This is a genomic window from Ensifer sp. BR816 (assembly GCF_000378985.1).
Lineage (GTDB): Bacteria > Pseudomonadota > Alphaproteobacteria > Rhizobiales > Rhizobiaceae > Sinorhizobium.
This window is the reverse complement of sequence record NZ_KB905370.1, coordinates 2,042,625-2,060,864: the sequence shown is the minus strand read 5'-3', so window position 1 is coordinate 2,060,864 and position 18,240 is coordinate 2,042,625. Positions and strand designations below refer to the sequence as shown.

Below are 18,240 nucleotides of genomic sequence, written 5' to 3'. Positions count from 1 at the left end.
CCGATGCGCGCCAAGTCAGCCCTCCTCACCGTCGCGCACCGCCTGGCAATCCTAGCCTATATCGCCTTCGCGCTCTTTCCGCTCTTCTGGCTGCTCAAGGTCGCCGTCACGCCCAACGACCTGCTCTATTCCGAAGGCATCCGCCTCTGGCCGTCGCGCGCCAGCCTCGAGCACTTCGACTTCGTGCTCAGGCACAGCGCCTTCCCGGTCTTCTTCCGCAATAGCCTGATCGTCTCCGGCTCGACGGCGATCGTCGTGACGATCCTTGCCTCGCTTTCCGGCTATGCACTGTCGCGCTTCCGTTTCCGCGGCAAATACTGGCTGGTGACGCTGATGCTCCTGACGCAGATGTTCCCGCTGGTCATGCTCGTGGCGCCGATCTTCAAGATTCTCTCGCCGCTCGGGCTGACCAACAGCCTGACCGGCCTTGTCATCGTCTACACCGCCTTCAACGTCCCCTTCGCCACCTTCCTGATGCAGTCCTTCTTCGACGGCATTCCGAAGGATCTGGAAGAGGCGGCGATGATCGACGGCGCCACGCAGTTCGTCGCCTTCCGGCAGATCATCCTGCCGCTGACCCTGCCCGGCATTGCCGCCACGCTCGGCTTTGTCTTCACCGCCGCCTGGAGCGAGCTGCTCTTTTCGCTGATGCTGATCTCCGGCAATGAACAGGCGACGTTCCCGGTCGGGCTCCTGTCCTTCGTCTCGAAATTCTCGGTCGATTTCGGTCAGATGATGGCCGCCGGCGTCTTGGCGCTGATCCCGGCCTGCCTCTTCTTCCTGCTCATTCAACGCTATCTCGTCCAGGGCCTCACGGCCGGCGCGGTCAAAGGCTAGGGATTGCTCATGGCTTCCATCGATATCGCCAATATCCAGAAATCCTACGGCATCCACCCGGTCCTGCACGACGTCGACCTGAAGATCCGCGACGGCGAATTCGTCGTGCTCGTCGGCCCGTCCGGCTGCGGCAAGTCGACCCTCCTCAGGATGATCGCCGGGCTCGAAAGCGTCACCGCCGGCGAGATCCGCATTGCCGGCAAGCGGGTCAACGAACTCGCGCCGAAGGACCGCGACATCGCCATGGTGTTCCAGTCCTACGCGCTCTATCCGCACATGTCGGTGGCGAAGAACATGAGCTACAGCCTGAGGCTCCGCAAGACGCCGAAGGAGACGATCGCAACCGTCGTCGCTGGCGCCGCCGCCAAGCTCGGCCTCGATCCCTTGCTGGAACGGCGGCCGAGGGCGCTTTCGGGCGGCCAGCGCCAGCGCGTCGCCATGGGCCGCGCCATTGTGCGGCAGCCGAAGGCCTTCCTCTTCGACGAGCCGCTGTCGAACCTCGATGCCCGCCTGCGCGAGCAGATGCGTGCTGAGATCAAGAAGCTGCACAAGGATCTTGGCGCCACCTCCATCTACGTAACGCACGACCAGATCGAGGCGATGACGCTGGCCGATCGGATCGTCGCGATGAATGCCGGCGTCGTCCAGCAGGTCGGAAGCCCCCTCGACCTTTACGATCGTCCCGCCAATCTCTTCGTTGCCGGCTTCATCGGATCGCCCGGTATGAACTTTTTCGAGGGCACGTATCACGCCGGCGACAGGCCGCTGTTCGAGATTGCGGACGACATTGGGATTCCGCTCGACGCATCTCCCCCGCTTGCGAACAATGCCAGGGCGACGCTCGGCATTCGTCCGGAGCACATCGTGCTCGCCGGCCATGGGCCGGAGACGCTGCTCGCCACCGTCGATCTCGTCGAGCCGACCGGCTTCGGCATCATCCTGCATCTGTCGCTCGGTCGCGCCGGCTTCAAGGCCTTCACCAATGACCGCTCGTTCCTGACGGCCTCCGGCACGATCCCCGTTCACTTCCCGGCGCACAGCCTGCACTTCTTCGATAGCGAGGGGAACCGCGTCTGACGGGTTGCTATCCCGAAGGAGCAATTGACTTCTCCCTCGTGAGGACTAGCTTCTTTTCTGTCGCAAGTATCAACCGCTCCGGCGCGCATTCCTAGAGAGCAAGCACCGCCAAAGCCAGAATTGACGATACTCTTCTTTGCCCGCGCCGGGCGAAATTGGGGAAGTATCATGCGAGTTGCAGTTGTTGCCCTGTCTTTTTCGGCGCTCTTTCTCTGTCCGGCCGCCAGCCAGGCCCAGGAGGGCGATGCCGAGGCCGGAGCCACCGTCTTCAAGAAATGCGCCACCTGCCATGTCATCGACAAGGACCAGAACAAGGTCGGCCCGTCGCTGATGGGCGTGCTCGGGCGAACCGCCGGGACCCACGCGGATTTCAAGTATTCGAAGGCCATGATCGAGGCAGGCAAGGAAGGGCTCGTCTGGGACGAGGCGGCATTGCATGAATATCTCCGCGATCCCAAGGCCAAGATCAAGGGCACAAAAATGGTCTTCCCGGGCCTCAAGAAGGACGAGGAGATCGTCAACGTGATCGCCTATCTCAAGCAACACCCCAAATAGGAGCAAACCGCGGGAAGGCAGAATTCTCCGCCTTACCGATGATTTGCCAGTATTATCCGTTCGTGCAATAATTGTGATTGGAACGCTCCGGATTGTGTATTCGTCTCACGGCCAATCACGGCGGGGAGGGACAGGAAATGGCGGTGGTAGTGATTCTGGTTCTGTTGGCCGCCGGATCAGTGTTGTTCCATTTGTTGAGCCCTTGGTGGTGGACCCCGATCGCCTCCAACTGGAATTACATAGACAATACCATCGTCATAACCTTCTGGATCACCGGCATCGCCTTTACCGCCGTGGTCCTGTTCATGGCCTATTGCGTTCTGCGCTTCCGATACCGGCCCGGCAGGACCGCCGCCTATGAGCCCGAGAACAAGAAGCTTGAAGGCTGGCTTGCGACGAGCACGACGCTCGGCGTCGCCGCGATGCTGGCGCCCGGCCTGTTCGTCTGGAACCAGTACATTACCGTCCCGCAGGATGCTTCGGAAGTGGAGGTGATCGGAGCGCAATGGCTCTGGAGCTTCCGGCTTCCCGGCGCGGACGGGCGGCTCGGCACCAGCGAAACACGCGACATCACCCCCGAAAATACGCTCGGCCTCAACCGCAATGACGCCGCCAGCCTCGACGATCTCATCATCGAGGGCGGCGAGCTTCACCTTCCTATCGGCAAGCCGGTCAAGATGCTCCTGCGGTCGGTCGACGTCCTGCACGACTTCTACGTGCCGGAATTCCGCGCCAAGATGGACATGGTGCCGGGCATGGTGACCTATTTCTGGCTCACCCCGACGCGCACCGGCACCTTCGAAATTCTCTGCGCCGAGCTCTGCGGCGTCGGCCATCCGCAGATGCGCGGCACCGTCGTGGTCGACACCGAGGAAGACTATCAGGCCTGGCTCGCCGAGCAGCAAAGTTTTTCGCAACTATCCGCATCATCCGAAACTAGCCCGGCGGCAACGGTTGCCGCCGCAGCGGCGCAGTAGGAGGCGCCGTGGAGTAGCAACCTGGGGAGGATTATGATGGTCGACGTCCGGTCCGGTATTGGCGAGGCGCTTCCGCCTCCCGAAGTCGAGGATGTGGAGCTCTATCATCCGCATAGCTGGTGGACGCGCTACGTCTTCAGCCAGGATGCGAAGATCATCGCCATTCAATATGCGACGACGGCGATCGCCATCGGGATGGTGGCGCTGGTGCTGTCCTGGCTGATGCGCCTGCAGCTCGGCTTTCCCGGCACATTCGACTTTATCGATGCCGATGCCTATTACCAGTTCATCACCATGCACGGCATGATTATGGTGATCTACCTGCTCACGGCGCTCTTCCTCGGCGGCTTCGGAAATTATCTCATTCCGCTGATGGTCGGCGCCCGCGACATGGTGTTCCCCTACGCCAACATGCTGAGCTATTGGATCTATCTGCTCGCCGTGCTGGTGCTCGTCGCGAGTTTCTTCGCACCCGGCGGACCGACCGGGGCCGGCTGGACGCTCTATCCGCCGCAGGCGGTCCTTTCCGGAACGCCGGGCGGCAAGGATTGGGGCATCATCCTGATGCTCTCGTCGCTGATCATCTTCATCATTGGCTTTACCATGGGCGGCCTCAACTATGTCGTCACCGTGCTACAGGGCCGCGCGCGCGGGATGACGCTGATGCGCCTGCCGCTGACCGTGTGGGGCATCTTCACTGCAACGGTGATGGCGCTGCTCGCCTTCCCCGCCCTCTTCGTCGCCTGCGTCATGATGCTCTTCGATCGGCTGCTCGGCACCAGCTTCTTCATGCCGGCGATCGTCGAAATGGGCGAACAGCTGCAGCATGGCGGCGGCAGTCCGATCCTATTCCAGCATCTCTTCTGGTTCTTCGGCCACCCGGAGGTCTATATCGTCGCGCTCCCCGCCTTCGGCATCGTTTCCGATCTGATCAGCACCCATGCGCGCAAGAACATCTTCGGCTACCGGATGATGGTCTGGGCGATCGTCATCATCGGCGGCCTCTCCTTCATCGTCTGGGCCCACCACATGTATGTGAGCGGGATGAACCCCTATTTCGGCTTCTTCTTCGCCACCACGACGCTGATCATCGCCGTGCCGACGGCGATCAAGGTCTACAATTGGGTGCTGACCCTCTGGCGCGGCAACATCCACCTCACCCTGCCGATGCTCTTCGCACTCGGCTTCATCGTCACCTTCGTCAATGGCGGGCTGACGGGGCTTTTCCTCGGCAATGTCGTCGTCGACGTGCCGCTCTCCGATACCATGTTCGTCGTCGCGCATTTCCACATGGTCATGGGCGTGGCGCCGATCATGGTCATCTTCGGCGCGATCTACCACTGGTACCCGAAGATCACCGGGCGCATGCTCAACGAAGCCCTTGGGCAGATCCATTTCTGGGTCACCTTCATAGGCGCCTATCTGATCTTCTTCCCGATGCACTATGTCGGCCTCGTCGGCGTGCCGCGGCGCTACTACGAGCTCGGCGAGATGGCATTCGTGCAGGAGTCCGTCCACACGCTCAACGCCTTCATCAGCGTCATGGCGCTGATCGTCGGCGCTGCGCAGATCGTCTTCCTCTTCAATCTCGTCTGGAGCCTGCGCCGCGGCCGCGAAGCCGGCGGCAATCCCTGGCGCGCGACGACGCTCGAATGGCAGACGCCCGAAACGCCGCCGCCGCACGGCAACTGGGGCAAGGACCTGCCGGTCGTCTATCGCTGGGCTTACGATTACAGCGTCCCGGGAGCGCCGGAGGATTTCATCCCGCAGAACCAGCCGACACCGAGCCGCGTCGGCCATGAGGCAGTCTCATGAGCGTGGCTGTAATTTTCCTCACGCTGGTTGCCGCCGTCATCGTCTGGTGGCTTGCCCGGCAGCGGCTCGCTTCGCGCCCCTGGCTCGAAGTCGGCCACGTCTACGACCGCCGGAGTGGCACACCGCCGCCGGCGGCAAAGATCGGGCTCGGCGTTTTCCTCGGCGTCGTCGGCGCGCTCTTCTCGCTCGCGATCAGCGCCTATTTCATGCGCATGGCCTCGTCCGACTGGGGCACGTTGCCCTTGCCCGGTCTGCTCTGGGTCAATACCGGCATTCTCGCGGTCGGCAGCATCGCGCTGCACCGGGCAAAGATGGAGGCGGAGCGGCGCAACGAAGAAGCGACCAGAACCGCCTTGCTTGCAGCGCTGGCCGCCGGCCTTGCCTTCCTCGTCGGGCAACTTTTCGCCTGGCGCGAACTGACGGCTGCCGGCTATTTCCTGGCCGGAAATCCCGCCAACAGCTTCTTCTACCTGCTGACCGGCATGCACGGCCTGCACATCGTCGGCGGACTTGTCGCGCTCGGCCGGCTCACCGTCCGCGCCTGGAGCATGCCCCTGGACCGCCGAGTGCGCCTGTCGGTCGAACTCTGCGCCACCTACTGGCATTTCATGCTGTTCGTCTGGCTGGTTCTCTTCGCCCTTTTTTCCGGCTGGGCCAGCGACGTCGTCGATTTCTGCCGCCAACTGCTGACATAGGAACCGCTGACAATGTCTGCCCCGATCAAGACCCCCGCAGCAGAAACGCTTTCCCGCCCGGCCGGTTTGGCCGGGCTGGCATCGGACTGGGCCTCGGACCAGCGCACGTTCAAGAACGTCTCCTGGGGAAAGGCCATGATGTGGATCTTCCTCCTCAGCGACACCTTCGTCTTCGGCTGCTTCCTGCTCGCCTACATGGCGGCGCGCATGTCGACCACCGTTCCCTGGCCGAACCCGAGCGAGGTCTTTGCCCTCGAGATCGCCGGCACGCATATGCCCTTGATCCTGATCGCCATCATGACCTTCGTCCTCATTTCCTCGAGCGGCACCATGGCGATGGCCGTCAACTGCGGCTATCGCCGCGACCGGAGGAAGACTGCGATACTTATGCTGGTGACCGCCCTCTTCGGCGCCACCTTCGTCGGCATGCAGGCCTTCGAGTGGTCGAAGCTGATCGCCGAGGGTGTGCGGCCGTGGGGGAATCCATGGGGAGCGGCGCAATTCGGCTCCTCCTTCTTCATGATCACCGGCTTTCACGGCACCCATGTCACCATCGGCGTGATTTTCCTGCTGATCGTCGCGCGCAAGGTCTGGCGCGGTGATTTCGACACGGAGCGGCGCGGCTTCTTCACCAGCCGCAAGGGCCACTACGAGATCGTCGAGATCACCGGCCTCTATTGGCACTTCGTCGACCTGGTCTGGGTTTTCATCTTCGCGTTCTTCTATCTCTGGTGAGGAGGGCACCATGGCGCATGCAGAAGCTCAAGCCGCGCAACATGCGGCGCACACGGAACAGCAACAGCACCCGATCAAGCTCTACCTCCTGGTCTGGGGCCTGCTCTTCGTGCTCAGCGCCTTTTCCTACCTGGTCGATTATTTCGGTCTGCAGGGATATCTTCGCTGGTCGCTGATCCTGATCTTCATGATGCTCAAGGCCGGGCTCATCGTCGCGGTGTTCATGCACATGGCCTGGGAACGCCTGGCGCTGACCTATGCGATCCTGCTGCCGCCGCTGCTGGTCCTCGTTTTCGTGGCGCTGATGGTATCGGAGTCGAACTACGTTCTTTTCACGCGCGTCACTTTCTTCGGCGCGGCACCATGAGGGCTAGGCATGAGCCTGCCGCACGCGATTGAGAAAACGAAAATCCATGCGTTTTCTGCCCGCTGCGAACGGGTTTGGATGCATAATGCAGGTCAAATCACTGATTCTTACGTGCGTGATCCAAAATTCATCGCCACGAACTAGCAGTTTCCACTGAAGTCCCTTGCGCATTAAATCGGCAAAAACTATTTAGTTAGTAAGAAATAATAGATTTTCGTTCCCTGCGCGTCGCCATCGGGCGCGTGCGCGATCGACACCATCCGAGTCCCACGATGCTTACGAAAAAAGGCAAGTACGGATTGAAGGCGCTTGTTGATCTGGCACGCCTTGGTCCGGGAGAAACCGCGTTCGTGACAGAGATTGCGACGCGCAACAACATCCCGAAAAAGTTCCTCGACACCATTCTCCTGGAACTGCGCAACACCGGCATCCTGCGCTCGAAGAAGGGCCCCAATGGCGGCTATTCGCTGTCGAAGCCAGCCTCGGAGATCATGATCGGCCAAGTCATCCGCGCGCTGGACGGACCGCTTGCGCCCATCCGCTGTGCGAGCCGGACGGCCTTCGAGGCCTGCGACGACTGTAGCGATCCCGTCGGCTGTCAGGTCCGCCTGTCGATGACCGAGGTTCGCGACGCGATCGCGACCATCCTCGACAACATGACCCTGGCGCAGTTCGTGTCCAAGGAACGGACGACCCCCGTCGAGGAAGCGCTCATCGCCGGCGAATAGGCTATCCTCAGCCTGTAAACAGCGTGCGTCCCAATTCCGCGAGCAGGTGCCCGGTGCCACGCGTGCCGTCGATCGGAAAGGCGATCTCGATGGTGGTGGCAAGTTTCCCCACTTCTACGACGCCGGCCGGCGTGGCGTTCACTTGAGCGAGGTCGAGGGCGGTCGAAGCCCGATCGATCAGCGCCGCCAGCGTCTCGATCTCGACCAGGAACCGCCCGATCCGCTCGTCCCAGGGCCGGTCGCCCGAAGGACGGCCGTCACGCCACAGGGCCAGATTGCCGGCCAGTTGCCGGCGCTTTTCGCCGAGGACGGTCGCGGCCTGCAGGATCGTTCCGAGCGATCGGGAAAGAAGCAGCGCATCGCCGTTGGGCTGAAGCACGGCGCCGGCCGGCACATGCGCCTCGTCGAGGCGGTAGAGTGTCGGCTCGCCGGGCCGCACGATCTCGGCCTGGGTGCTGCCCCGCTGCGCGAGCAACAGGCTCGGCGCCCCGGCCTCGTTCAGCGCCAGCACGGCGAACCAATCCGGCTCGCCGAGACTGGCTGCCTCGAGCTCACCACTCAATTTGAACCCGATACCGTCCGGAATGTAGTGCAGCGTTGCGGCCCGACCTACAGGGCCTGCTGCCGACAGCCGCTCACCCGCGGCGACGCGCACATAGATACTGCGCCGCTGCTCTTCGCTGCCGGCATTGCGGACCAATTCGAGGATACGGAAATGCTCGGCGAGCGCAGCGGCAGCGGCCGGCTGGACTTCGGCGATCCGTGACACGGCCTGTGCTATCAGTCCGTTCGACACGTCGGCGCCGTCGAAATCGGAGGGGATGGAAACGGCCAGCAGGCCGGACCGCACCAGTGCGTCTGAGAGAACAATTCCGGGAGCATCGGCGCCGAGTACGACGACGTCGCCAGCCGCCGTCAAGACCTCCTCGTCGGAGGCTATTCGAAGCGGCGCCGGTCGCAGACGCTCATGCAGGTGTGTAATGGATCCCATCGCTCATGCATCCTTGCTGATGCTGGCCCGCCAGGCCAACGCTGCGATTGTGTGGGCGGCTTTCGGACGCCTCGCAGGCCAACTGAACCGATCGGATGAGCTCAGGGGCCGCGCATAATCTCGCCAGCCCGCTCTAGAGAACCGGAAACAATCCCCAGAACAGCGCCTGCTGGCGTGCCTGTTCCTCGTCGCTCCGGTCGACAGTGCCGGTCGTCATCTCATCGGTTGCTTTCTGGGATGTGCTCTCGGAGCGGATACCCCGTTGCCGGAGTTGCTCGCGCCAAGGGGCGAACAGATCGAAGGAAAAGTTCACGATACCGAGCGGCATTCGGCATTCCTCCTATTGGACCCTTCATGAGCCAGCGCGCAGTGTCGCCGCATTCTGCTCATTCGTCAATAATTTCGATATAAACTGTGCAGTATGTCGGATCCGACGGCTCCGCCAAAGCCGGCAGACCGGTGCCGATGAGTCTCTAGTCGGAAAGCGCAAAGTACCGGCCCCCACGATAGATCAGGGATCCGCCCCCGCCGATGCGAATGCCGACCACCCGACCAAGCACGATGGCGTGGCTGTGCCGTTCGATGGCCTCCTCGACCTCGCAGTCGATGGCCGCCACCGCATCCTCAAGTACGGGCGCTCCGCTGATAAGGCGGGTCCATTCGGCGCCAGTGTAGCGATTGGGGCCCTTGAGCCCGCCGCGACCGGCAAATTGGTCGGCGATCATTTCGTGGTGTTCACCGACGACGTTGACGCAGAAATGACCGAACCGTTCGACGACCGGCCAGGTCGAGGACGTACGATTGAGGGACACAAGCATGCGCGGCGGTTCGACGGAAAGGGCCGTGGCCGATGTGACCGTGGCTCCGGTCCGCGCCTCGCCCTCTCCCGCCGTTATGATGCTGACGCCGCCGCCCAAGGCGCGCAGCGCCTGCTTCAAACTGTCGGCATCGGCCGGGCGGTTCGCGGAATGATCGGTAATCCCCTCGACATCGAAGGCCCGCACGGAAGGCTGAACGGACATCCCATTACTCCTCTTTCCAGCAGATCCAGTGTCTCGCGATTGGTAGCAGCGGCGTCACGCCTCCCATAGACATCGAATTTCTTTCTCTATATAGTTTATAGAAAATATGACTAGACGGATAGCCCAAAGGACACTTCGAAGCCGCCGCTCGAACCGAAGGGAGATCGCAATGCTGAGAATAACGCTGCCATTGCAGAAAAACGCCGCGCCGGTACCGGCAATCGGTCGAGTGGCCATCATCGGCGGAGGCTTTACCGGCGCCACCCTCGCCCGCCTGCTCGCTTTGCATGAGCAATACTGGCCTCACGAAATCGTCGTCTTCGAACCGCGCGCCCATCTCGGCGGCGGTCTGGCCTACGATACCGATGATCCGTCCCTTCGCCTCAATGTCGCGGCCCACCGGATGCGCGCCGTGCCGGGAGATCCGCAAGCCTTTGTCCGCTGGCTGTCCGACTCGGGCCGCCTCGAGCGCGACCCCGATGCCGTCGCGAACGGTGCGGTCTATGCGCGCAGAGGCGATTTCGCGGATTTCATGAGAGGGCAGATCCAGCCCTTTCTCGACAGCGGAATCGTCAAGCATCTGCGCCAGCGCGTCGAGCGCATTCACCGTCGGCGCGGCCGCTGGCAGATCGAGGGAGACGGCGGCGCCATGCTGCAGGCAGATGTCCTCGTCGTTGCAACCGGCCATCCGCCGCCGACGCCGCCGAGCGCGCTTGCCTCGCGCCTCGTCGGCGACCCTCGCTTCGTAGCGAACCCGTCGCGGCCTGGTGCTCTGCGGGATATACGCCAGAACGACAACGTCTTCATCGTTGGTGCCGGCCTGACGGCGCTCGACGCCGTGGCAATGTTGCGCAATGGCGGCCATTGCGGGCAGGTCACCCTCCTGTCGCGGACGGGACATCTACCGCAGCCGCAGGCCGCCGGCGATTTCGCGCCGCATGGTGACTTCCTGATCGGCGTGCCGGACACCGCCCTTTCCGTGCTGAAGCGCGTGCGCTTCGCACTTGAAGAGGTGACGGAAAACGGCCTGCCCTGGCAGAGCGTCTTTGAAGCCTTGCGCCACCAGGGTCAGGCCATCTGGCGGGGATTGCCACTCCTCGAACAGCAGCGCGTCCTCCGTCATCTTCGCCGGCGCTTCGAAGTGCACCGTTTTCGCATGCCGCCGCAGATCGCCGAACTCGTCGGCCGCGAAAAAGCGACGGGCGGCCTGCGGGCCTGTGCGGGGCGCATCGTTGCGGTCCAGCCCCGCCGCGAAGAAATCGTCATCGACATTGCGGCGAGACCGCACGGGACGATGGAGCGGCACGGCGCTCAATGGGTTCTCGTGGCAACCGGGCCGGACCACGGGAACGCAACCGGCAGCCAGACCTGTCTTTCCGAATTGCAACGCCTCGGCCTCCTTAGCAAGGACCCGTGCGGACTCGGCATTGCGTGCGACGCCGAAAGCCGGGCCCTGGCGCGGGACGGCTACCCGATGGAGGACCTTTTCATCGCCGGACCGCTGGCGCGCGGGACCTTCGGCGAACTATCCGGCGTGCCGGAGATCGCCGCCCAGGCAGAAAAGATCGCCCAGCAGATCCTGGAGATGAGCTTCGCAACGACGAGAACGATCACGATTCGGTCGATGTAACCAAACCTGGCAGACGCGTTTCAACGGTCGCCGAGGATCGCATCGAGCAGTTGGCGCTCAAAGACCGCGAGAGCCGGATCGCCGTGGTGACGCGGATGCCCGGTCGGAATGTCGAGATCGAGTGCTACCCTGCCGCCGTCAAGCACGATGACGCGGTCGGCCAGATGCACGGCCTCGCTGACGTCGTGGGTCACCAGGATCGCCGTAAACCCGAGTTCCCGCCAGACGCGGCTGACGAGCTGCTGCATCGTGATGCGCGTCAACGCGTCGAGCGCCCCAAGCGGTTCGTCGAAGACCAAGAGGCCGGGTCGGCTGACGAGCGCGCGAGCGAGCGCCACCCGCTGTCGCTGGCCGCCCGACAGGCGCGCCGGCCATTGGTCCGCCTTGTCGGACAATTGTACGTCTTCGAGCGCCTTCAGCGCCTTTGCCCGCGAAAGGCTTTCCTCGACGCCCGGGCCGAGGCCGACCGCCACGTTGTCGACCACCCTCGCCCACGGCAGCAGCCGCGGCTCCTGAAAGACGATGCGCGCATTGGCCTCTACAGAATCGCCGGATCGGTCGGCGAAACGGAGCGAACCGGATGCCGGGCTGTCCAGGCCAACGAGCAGGCGCAGCAGCGTACTCTTGCCGCAACCGCTCTTTCCGACGATCGCCAGGAACTGACCTGCCGGAACGTCCAGGTCGATGCCGCGAAGGACGCGGTTCTGACCGAAGGACTGCTCGATCCGCCGCAGCTGGATCGAGACCGTTTCGGTTGGTGCGACGGAGACCTTCTGCTGATGTTCTCCGCGCGGCTCGACAGTGTCGAAAGGCGAGGCAGCGGTTCGGCTGACATGACGGCTCATAGCAGTCTCCTACTTCTGATAGACCGGGTTCCACGACAGTGCATTGCGCTCCAACGTCCTCGCGATCACGTCGGCGAGCTTGCCGAGCGCCGCATAGATGAGCAGGGACAGGACGACCACGTCCGTCATCATGAACTCCCGCGCCTGGTTCGCCATGTGGCCGATGCCCGAAGATGCGGCGATCGACTCCGAGACGATGAGCGTCAGCCACATGATGCCGAGCGCATAACGCAGTCCGACGAATATCGAAGGCAGGGCGCCGGGCAGGATGACTTTCCTGAACAGCGTCCAGCCGCTCATTCCGTAGATCCGGCCCATCTCGATCAGCTCGCGATCGACGTTCCTGACCCCGTGAAAGGTGTTGAGATAGATCGGAAAAAGCACGCCCAAAGACGTGAGGAACAGCTTCGATTCCTCACCGATCCCGAACCAGAGGATCACCAGCGGGATCATGGCCAGATGCGGAATGGTCCTGAGCATCTGCAGTGACGTGTCCGTCAGTTGCTCGGAAAGCTTGGAGACGCCGTTCGCAATGCCGAGCAGCAGGCCGATCGTTCCGCCGACGACAAGTCCGGCGAGGGCGCGCGCCCCCGAAACTGCCACGTTGTGAAGCAGTGCGCCGGAGAGCAATTGGTCGACGAAGGCGGCTGCCACATCCGTCGGCGCCGGCATGATCCGCGTGGAAATCCAGCCGAGCGACGAGAATGCCTGCCACACCAGAACCAGGAGGATCGGCACGGCATAGGGCAAGAGCCCCTCTATGCGGATCGGCCGCGCCGATAGGCCTGGCAAGACCCAGCTCCGTCTTTGCCGCGGGCGATCGCTTGCAACGTCATATGCGGTCATATTCTTCTCCTTCTCGATTGGCGAGCACGGGTTTCGCAGTCGGGATCAGGAGCCCGCGACGACCCGCAGATTGCCGCCATGGCCGCCACCAGCGAAAAGCGGCTGCTCTCCGAAGGACGAGCGGATCTGGTTGCGCGGACCAGCAAGGCCGATTTCCGGGAAGAGCAGTTCGGAAACCCGATAGGCCTCCTCGATATGCGGATAGCCGGAGGCGATCACCGTATCGATGCCGAGATTCTGGTACTCCCGGAGACGGGCGGCCACCGTCTTCGGCGAGCCGACAAGTGCCGTCCCGGCGCCCGAGCGAACGAGGCCGATGCCGGCCCAAAGGTTGGGCGACACCTCGAGCCTGTCGCGCCGGCCTCCATGCAGCGCCCGCATGCGGGCCTGGCCGACGGAATCGGAATTCCTGGCAAATCCTTCCTGGGCAGCGGCGATCGTCTCGTCCGAGAGCTTGGAGATCAGCCGGTCGGCGGCAGCCCAGGCCTCCTCGTCGGTCTCGCGCACGATGAAGTGCAGGCGAATGCCGAAGGTCACCTCCCGCCCCTTGGCGGCAGCGGCCTTGCGGACCGCGGCGATCTTTTCGGCGACCTGGGCCGGCGTCTCTCCCCAGGTCAGATATTTGTCGACCACGCCCGTCGAAAATTCGATCGCGGCATCCGATGATCCGCCGAAATAGAGCGGCGGACGCGGCTGCTGCACCGGCGGGAAGCCGAGCTCTGCGTCGTGCGCTTTTATGTACTTGCCGTCGAGATGCGCCTTGCCCGTCTCGAGGAGCCGGTTGAAGACCTGGAAGAACTCCTCGGCATGTGCATAGCGTTCGTCGTGGGGCAGGAAGACGCCGTCGCCAGCAAGCTCCTTGGCGCTTCCGCCCGCAACGATATTGAGGAGCAGCCGCCCCCTCGATACACGATCGAGCGTTGCGGCGAGCCGGGCGTAATAGGCGGGCGAAGCGATGCCGGGGCGAATGGCCACGAGAAACTTCAGATTCTCCGTGGAGGCTGCGAGGTGCGCTGCAAGGACGAAAGATTCCTCGCAGGCGAGACCGGTCGGGATGAGCACGCCGGTATAGCCCAGCCGATCCGCCGCCGTGGCGATCTCGCGGAAATAGCCGATATCCGCGGGGCGGCTCAGATCATCGGAGCCGAGATAGGCGCCATCGCCGGAGGTCGGGATGAACCAGAGGAAATCGAGCGGCTTTTCTGTCCTTGTCATGGTCTGTTCCTTTCAGGTGCGGCGTTTCAGCTTGCCTTCGGTCGCCAGGCGACGTCGGCGATCGTCAGCGTCTTCGGCAGGATGCCGAGACCATGGAACTCGTCCGCCAGCGCCTGCTGGTAGCTCAGCGCGTCGTCCGACAGGGTCGCCACCTGGCTCAGGTCGGCCCCCTTGCGCGTGAGGATCGTTCGGGTCACCTCGGTTGGAATGCCGGTGATCTCCGCGAGCGCCGGAACGGTCTCATCGAGATTGGCCTGCGCCCAGGCTCCGACCTTGGCCAGTTCATCAATCACCTCGGCGATGACCTCCGGCTCGGAGGCGGTGAAATCGCCATTGCCGAAGAAGAAGCTCCAGCTGTCGACGATGCCTTCCGCCGTGGTCAGGACCCGTGTCCGCGGATCCGCCTCGGCAACGGCAAAATAGGGGTCCCATATCGCCCAGGCGTCGATACCTCCGGTCTTGAAGGCGGCCGCCGCATCTGGCGGGGCGAGATCGGCCGCTTCGATGTCGTCGGTCGTCAGGCCGACTTTGCGCAGCGCCTTGACTGTGAAATTATGGGCGCTGGAACCGCGCTTGAAAGCGATCTTCTTCCCCTTCAGCTCCTCGAGCGCAGTGATCGGCGAATCCTTCGGCACGAGGATGGCGGAGCCCGATGGCGTGCCCTTGTAGCTCCCGACGTAAAGAAGATTGGCCCCGGCAGCCTGGGCGAAAAGCGGCGGAACGTCGCCGGTCGGACCGAAGTCCAGCGAGCCGGCGCCGAGTGCCTCTAGGAGCGGCGGACCCGAAGTGAACTCGGCCCAGCTCACCGTCAGGCCGCGTTCAGCCAACCGCTTCTCGAGCGCGCCGGTCCGCTTCGCCAAGGCGAGCACGCCGTTCTTCTGCCAGCCGATTCGAAATTCCTTTGCCGCCCTTGCCGACCGGATGCTCGGCGCGCTCAAGGCCGCGGCGGTTGCGCCGATGAACGCGAGGGTCTGTCTGCGAGTTATCATTTTTCACCTCTGTCTTGTCGCTGAAGAACAATGCAGCTCGAGAAAATGATAAGATAGTCTATAAATTTACTAAGGAAACTTTTTCCAAAGAGTCCCTTGCTGGCGGAGTTTATCGTTACTCGCGGACGCGAGATGCGAATGGATTGCTGCAACCCCAGAAAGCGAACGGGCAGATGCGGCTCGTCACCCCACTAGCCACCGGTGCCGCCATCCGCTACGGCATGGCTGTGGTCGTGCAGCACGATGATTATGTCGTAGACAGGCTCAACTCGCATCGCTGCAAAATCTAATATCCGGCTTCCATACCAACTAGGGTCGCAAGCAATGGCAGAGTTTCCGCAAAGGGCGAAGGTCGTAATCATCGGTCTGGGTGGCATCGTTGGCGCGTCGATCGCCCATCACCTGATCGAGCGTGGATGGGACGACATCGTCGGCATCGACAAGTCGGGAGTCCCGACCGACATCGGCTCGACGGCGCATGCCTCGGACTTCTGCTACACGACGAGCCACGACTATCTTTCGGTCTGGACGACACAGTATTCGATCGACTTCTTCGAGAAGATGGGCCACTACGCCCGCATCGGCGGCCTGGAAGTCGCGCGCACCGGCGACGACACCTGGATGGAGGAGATCAAGCGCAAGCTTTCCTCCGCCAAGGCCTTCGGCACCCGCGCGCACTATGTCTCGCCGGCCGAAATCAAGCAGATGTTCCCGCTGATCGAGGAAGATCAGGTCATGGGCGGCATGTTCGATCCGGATGCCGGCCTCGTCATCCCGCGCTCGCAGACCGTTGCCGGCAAGCTGATCGACGCGGCGGAAAAATCCGGCAAGCTGCAGGTCTTCGGCAACACGCCGGCAACCTCGCTCCTCGTCGAGAATGGGCGCATCAAGGGCGTCGTCACGCATCGCGGCACGATCATGGCCGACCATGTCATCGTCTGCGCCGGCATCTGGGGCCGCCTGATCGCCGAAATGGTCGGCGAAGACCTGCCGGTCATGCCGGTCGACCATCCGCTGACCTTCTTCGGCCCGTATAACGAATTCGAAGGCACCGGCAAGGAAATCGGCTTCCCGCTGCTGCGCGACCAGGGCAACTCCGCCTATATGCGCGACACCGGCGACCCGAAGACCACCGAAGGCGGCCAGATCGAGTGGGGTTACTACGAGGCCGCCAGTCCGCGCCTCTGCCATCCGCGCGACATTCTCGAAAAGCACGAGGCACGCCTGTCGCCCTCGCAGCGCGACCTCGAGATGGAGCAGATCATCGAACCGCTCGAGCGTGCCATGGAACTGACGCCGATCCTCGGCGAGCTTGGCTATAACGAGGGCCACTCCTTCAACGGCCTGCTGCAGGTATCGGCAGCAGGCGGCCCCTCCTGCGGCGAGAGCCAGAAGGTGCGCGGCCTCTGGTACTGCGTCGCCATCTGGGTGAAGGACGGCCCGGGCTACGGCAAGCTGATCGCCGACTGGATGACGGACGGGCGCACCGAGATCGACCATGCCTCGATCGACTATGCCCGCTTCTACCCGCACCAGCTCGCGGAGAAGTTTATCGAGAACCGCTGCTTCGAGGCGGCGCAGAAGATCTACTTCCCGGCCGTGCATACGCGCGAGCCCTATGCGAGCAGCCGCAACGTCAAGCGCTCGCCCTTCTACGAGCGCGAGAAGGAACTCGGCGGTTACTTCATGGAACTCGGCGGCTGGGAGCGCGCGCACGGCTATGCCGCCAACGAGCACCTCCTGGAAAAATACGGCGACCGCGTTCCGGTGCGCGAGAACGAGTGGGACAGCCGCCATTTCTGGCGCGTTTCCAACGCTGAGCATCTGGCGATGAGCGAGGATTGCGGCATCGTCAACCTCTCACACTTCCACATGGTCGACATCGAAGGTCCGGACCACGTCGAGCTTCTCGAATGGCTCTGCGCCGCCAAGATCGGCGGAGAGGGCAATATCGGCAAGGGTATCTACACCCACTTCCTCGATGACGAGGGCATGGTCAGGGCCGACTTCACCGTCTTCCGCATGGCCGACCGCTGCCGTCTCGTGAACGGCGCCGATGCCGGCCCGCGCGACTTCCACTACATGCGCCGTGTTGCCGAAGACCGTGGCCTCGACGTCACCATCACGGACGTTTCGGAGAAGTTCATCACCATCGGCATCTGGGGCCCCAATGCCCGCGAAACGCTGAAGAAGGTGGTTGCCGATCCGGCCGGCCTCGAGCTTGAGAACTTCCCCTTCGCCGCGATCAAGCAGATCGAGATCGCCGGCAAGTCGGTCTCCGCCTTCCGCATCTCCTATGTCGGCGAGCAGGGCTGGGAACTGCACATGAAGTACGAGGACGGCCTGGCCATCTGGGATGCGCTGCGCGCCACGGGCGTCATGGCCTTCGGCGTCGAGACCTATGCGAACTCGCGCCGCATGGAAAAGAGCCTGCGCCTGCAGAACGCGGACCTTCTCACCCAGTACAACCTGATCGAGGCCGATCTTGCCCGTCCGAAGGTCAAGGACGTGGACTTCCGCGGCAAGGCGAAGCATCTCGAGTACAAGGCGCGCGACCACCAGCCCGCCATGCTCTGCACGCTCGTCATGACCGAGAACACCGACAGGAACGGCGTGCAGCGCTATCCGGTCGGCAACCTGCCGGTCATGGACCCGGCGACCGGCGAGGTACTGGTCGACGAACTCGGCCGCCGCTCCTACACCACCTCCATCGCCTACGGCCCGACGATCGGCAAAAACATCGCCCTCGCCTATCTGCCCTGGTCCCATTGCCAGGTCGGCCGCAAGCTGCAAGTCGAGTATTTCGCCGAGACCTATCCGGTAGAAGTTGCAGGCGTCGGCTACAAGCCCCTCTACGACCCGGAAAACCTCAAGCCGCGCAGCTAACGGGGCTGAAAGAGCGCCTTTCAAGGACGC

General features: G+C 63.0%; 18 protein-coding genes. 11 read left to right on the top strand and 7 right to left on the bottom strand.

Annotated elements, in window-relative coordinates:
* Positions 1 to 3: 3 nt before the first annotated feature.
* The 9 genes from RHIBR816_RS0109885 to RHIBR816_RS0109845 all read left to right on the top strand — a co-directional run bounded on the left by RHIBR816_RS0109885 (position 4) and on the right by RHIBR816_RS0109845 (position 7,786).
* The gene (locus RHIBR816_RS0109885) at positions 4 to 837 is read left to right on the top strand and encodes a carbohydrate ABC transporter permease (protein WP_018236370.1); all 834 of its coding nucleotides are present in this window, start codon (positions 4 to 6) and stop codon (positions 835 to 837) included.
* Positions 838 to 846: 9 nt separating this feature from the next.
* A complete protein-coding gene (locus RHIBR816_RS0109880) occupies positions 847 to 1,914 on the top strand; it encodes an ABC transporter ATP-binding protein (RefSeq protein WP_018236369.1) in 1,068 nt (355 codons plus the stop codon).
* A gap of 168 nt (positions 1,915 to 2,082) precedes the next feature.
* Positions 2,083 to 2,469: a cytochrome c family protein gene (locus RHIBR816_RS0109875; protein WP_018236368.1), complete on the top strand. Its 387-nt coding sequence runs from the start codon at positions 2,083 to 2,085 to the stop codon at positions 2,467 to 2,469.
* A 137-nt stretch (positions 2,470 to 2,606) separates the two neighbouring features.
* On the top strand, positions 2,607 to 3,446 hold the full coding sequence (locus tag RHIBR816_RS0109870) for a cytochrome c oxidase subunit II (protein WP_026186824.1): 840 nt from the start codon (positions 2,607 to 2,609) through the stop codon (positions 3,444 to 3,446).
* Positions 3,447 to 3,479: 33 nt separating this feature from the next.
* Complete coding sequence (ctaD, locus tag RHIBR816_RS0109865) at positions 3,480 to 5,261, top strand: cytochrome c oxidase subunit I (RefSeq protein WP_018236366.1); 1,782 nt, start codon at positions 3,480 to 3,482, stop codon at positions 5,259 to 5,261.
* Positions 5,258 to 5,956, top strand: a complete 699-nt coding sequence (locus RHIBR816_RS0109860) for a cytochrome c oxidase subunit 3 (protein ID WP_018236365.1) — start codon at positions 5,258 to 5,260, stop codon at positions 5,954 to 5,956. Before ctaD ends, RHIBR816_RS0109860 begins: the two co-directional genes overlap by 4 nt.
* A 12-nt stretch (positions 5,957 to 5,968) precedes the next feature.
* Entirely contained in the window at positions 5,969 to 6,691 is a 723-nt protein-coding gene (locus RHIBR816_RS0109855) for a heme-copper oxidase subunit III family protein (RefSeq protein WP_018236364.1), read from the top strand.
* Between the two features lie 10 nt (positions 6,692 to 6,701).
* Positions 6,702 to 7,058, top strand: a complete 357-nt coding sequence (locus RHIBR816_RS0109850; protein WP_018236363.1) for a cytochrome C oxidase subunit IV family protein — start codon at positions 6,702 to 6,704, stop codon at positions 7,056 to 7,058.
* Positions 7,059 to 7,330: 272 nt separating this feature from the next.
* Positions 7,331 to 7,786 carry an Rrf2 family transcriptional regulator gene (locus RHIBR816_RS0109845; RefSeq protein WP_026186823.1) on the top strand — a complete coding sequence of 152 codons (456 nt, stop codon included), beginning with the start codon at positions 7,331 to 7,333 and terminating at the stop codon, positions 7,784 to 7,786.
* 7 nt (positions 7,787 to 7,793) lie between these two features.
* Here RHIBR816_RS0109845 and RHIBR816_RS0109840 read toward each other — a convergent pair whose 3' ends face one another.
* From RHIBR816_RS0109840 to RHIBR816_RS0109830, 3 genes are all read right to left on the bottom strand, one after another.
* On the bottom strand, positions 7,794 to 8,777 hold the full coding sequence (locus RHIBR816_RS0109840) for an acyl-CoA dehydrogenase family protein (RefSeq protein WP_026186822.1): 984 nt from the start codon (positions 8,775 to 8,777) through the stop codon (positions 7,794 to 7,796).
* 133 nt (positions 8,778 to 8,910) lie between these two features.
* Positions 8,911 to 9,105, bottom strand: coding sequence for a hypothetical protein (locus RHIBR816_RS0109835; protein WP_018236359.1), 195 nt, complete (start codon positions 9,103 to 9,105; stop codon positions 8,911 to 8,913).
* 145 nt (positions 9,106 to 9,250) lie between these two features.
* Positions 9,251 to 9,799: a flavin reductase family protein gene (locus RHIBR816_RS0109830; protein WP_018236358.1), complete on the bottom strand. Its 549-nt coding sequence runs from the start codon at positions 9,797 to 9,799 to the stop codon at positions 9,251 to 9,253.
* 169 nt (positions 9,800 to 9,968) lie between these two features.
* Between RHIBR816_RS0109830 and RHIBR816_RS0109825 the strand changes: the two genes are divergently transcribed.
* Positions 9,969 to 11,429 carry an FAD/NAD(P)-binding protein gene (locus RHIBR816_RS0109825; protein ID WP_018236357.1) on the top strand — a complete coding sequence of 487 codons (1,461 nt, stop codon included), beginning with the start codon at positions 9,969 to 9,971 and terminating at the stop codon, positions 11,427 to 11,429.
* A 20-nt stretch (positions 11,430 to 11,449) separates the two neighbouring features.
* Here RHIBR816_RS0109825 and RHIBR816_RS0109820 read toward each other — a convergent pair whose 3' ends face one another.
* From RHIBR816_RS0109820 to RHIBR816_RS0109805, 4 genes are read right to left on the bottom strand one after another with little or no spacing between them, the layout of a single operon-like run.
* Positions 11,450 to 12,274 carry an ATP-binding cassette domain-containing protein gene (locus RHIBR816_RS0109820; protein WP_018236356.1) on the bottom strand — a complete coding sequence of 275 codons (825 nt, stop codon included), beginning with the start codon at positions 12,272 to 12,274 and terminating at the stop codon, positions 11,450 to 11,452.
* Between the two features lie 9 nt (positions 12,275 to 12,283).
* The gene (locus RHIBR816_RS0109815) at positions 12,284 to 13,120 is read right to left on the bottom strand and encodes an ABC transporter permease subunit (RefSeq protein ID WP_018236355.1); all 837 of its coding nucleotides are present in this window, start codon (positions 13,118 to 13,120) and stop codon (positions 12,284 to 12,286) included.
* Positions 13,121 to 13,165: 45 nt separating this feature from the next.
* Positions 13,166 to 14,335, bottom strand: coding sequence for an FMNH2-dependent alkanesulfonate monooxygenase (gene ssuD, locus RHIBR816_RS0109810; protein ID WP_018236354.1), 1,170 nt, complete (start codon positions 14,333 to 14,335; stop codon positions 13,166 to 13,168).
* Positions 14,336 to 14,361: 26 nt separating this feature from the next.
* Positions 14,362 to 15,324 (bottom strand): aliphatic sulfonate ABC transporter substrate-binding protein, encoded by a 963-nt coding sequence (locus tag RHIBR816_RS0109805; RefSeq protein WP_018236353.1) that lies wholly within the window; start codon positions 15,322 to 15,324, stop codon positions 14,362 to 14,364.
* Between the two features lie 324 nt (positions 15,325 to 15,648).
* On the opposite strand from RHIBR816_RS0109805, the gene RHIBR816_RS0109795 reads away from it, so the two are divergent.
* Positions 15,649 to 18,210 (top strand): FAD-dependent oxidoreductase, encoded by a 2,562-nt coding sequence (locus RHIBR816_RS0109795; RefSeq protein ID WP_018236351.1) that lies wholly within the window; start codon positions 15,649 to 15,651, stop codon positions 18,208 to 18,210.
* The last annotated feature ends 30 nt before the right edge of the window (positions 18,211 to 18,240 follow it).

Coding starts and splice junctions, on each gene's coding strand:
- RHIBR816_RS0109820 (WP_018236356.1), bottom strand. CDS start 12,274: ATGAGCCGTCATGTCAGCCGAACCGCTGCCTCGCCTTTCGACACTGTC.
- RHIBR816_RS0109870 (WP_026186824.1), top strand. CDS start 2,607: ATGGCGGTGGTAGTGATTCTGGTTCTGTTGGCCGCCGGATCAGTGTTG.
- RHIBR816_RS0109830 (WP_018236358.1), bottom strand. CDS start 9,799: ATGTCCGTTCAGCCTTCCGTGCGGGCCTTCGATGTCGAGGGGATTACC.
- RHIBR816_RS0109855 (WP_018236364.1), top strand. CDS start 5,969: ATGTCTGCCCCGATCAAGACCCCCGCAGCAGAAACGCTTTCCCGCCCG.
- RHIBR816_RS0109860 (WP_018236365.1), top strand. CDS start 5,258: ATGAGCGTGGCTGTAATTTTCCTCACGCTGGTTGCCGCCGTCATCGTC.
- RHIBR816_RS0109880 (WP_018236369.1), top strand. CDS start 847: ATGGCTTCCATCGATATCGCCAATATCCAGAAATCCTACGGCATCCAC.
- RHIBR816_RS0109805 (WP_018236353.1), bottom strand. CDS start 15,324: ATGATAACTCGCAGACAGACCCTCGCGTTCATCGGCGCAACCGCCGCG.
- RHIBR816_RS0109850 (WP_018236363.1), top strand. CDS start 6,702: ATGGCGCATGCAGAAGCTCAAGCCGCGCAACATGCGGCGCACACGGAA.
- RHIBR816_RS0109845 (WP_026186823.1), top strand. CDS start 7,331: ATGCTTACGAAAAAAGGCAAGTACGGATTGAAGGCGCTTGTTGATCTG.
- ctaD (WP_018236366.1), top strand. CDS start 3,480: ATGATGGTCGACGTCCGGTCCGGTATTGGCGAGGCGCTTCCGCCTCCC.
- RHIBR816_RS0109795 (WP_018236351.1), top strand. CDS start 15,649: ATGGCAGAGTTTCCGCAAAGGGCGAAGGTCGTAATCATCGGTCTGGGT.
- RHIBR816_RS0109815 (WP_018236355.1), bottom strand. CDS start 13,120: ATGACCGCATATGACGTTGCAAGCGATCGCCCGCGGCAAAGACGGAGC.
- RHIBR816_RS0109835 (WP_018236359.1), bottom strand. CDS start 9,105: ATGCCGCTCGGTATCGTGAACTTTTCCTTCGATCTGTTCGCCCCTTGG.
- RHIBR816_RS0109825 (WP_018236357.1), top strand. CDS start 9,969: ATGCTGAGAATAACGCTGCCATTGCAGAAAAACGCCGCGCCGGTACCG.
- RHIBR816_RS0109885 (WP_018236370.1), top strand. CDS start 4: ATGCGCGCCAAGTCAGCCCTCCTCACCGTCGCGCACCGCCTGGCAATC.
- ssuD (WP_018236354.1), bottom strand. CDS start 14,335: ATGACAAGGACAGAAAAGCCGCTCGATTTCCTCTGGTTCATCCCGACC.
- RHIBR816_RS0109840 (WP_026186822.1), bottom strand. CDS start 8,777: ATGGGATCCATTACACACCTGCATGAGCGTCTGCGACCGGCGCCGCTT.
- RHIBR816_RS0109875 (WP_018236368.1), top strand. CDS start 2,083: ATGCGAGTTGCAGTTGTTGCCCTGTCTTTTTCGGCGCTCTTTCTCTGT.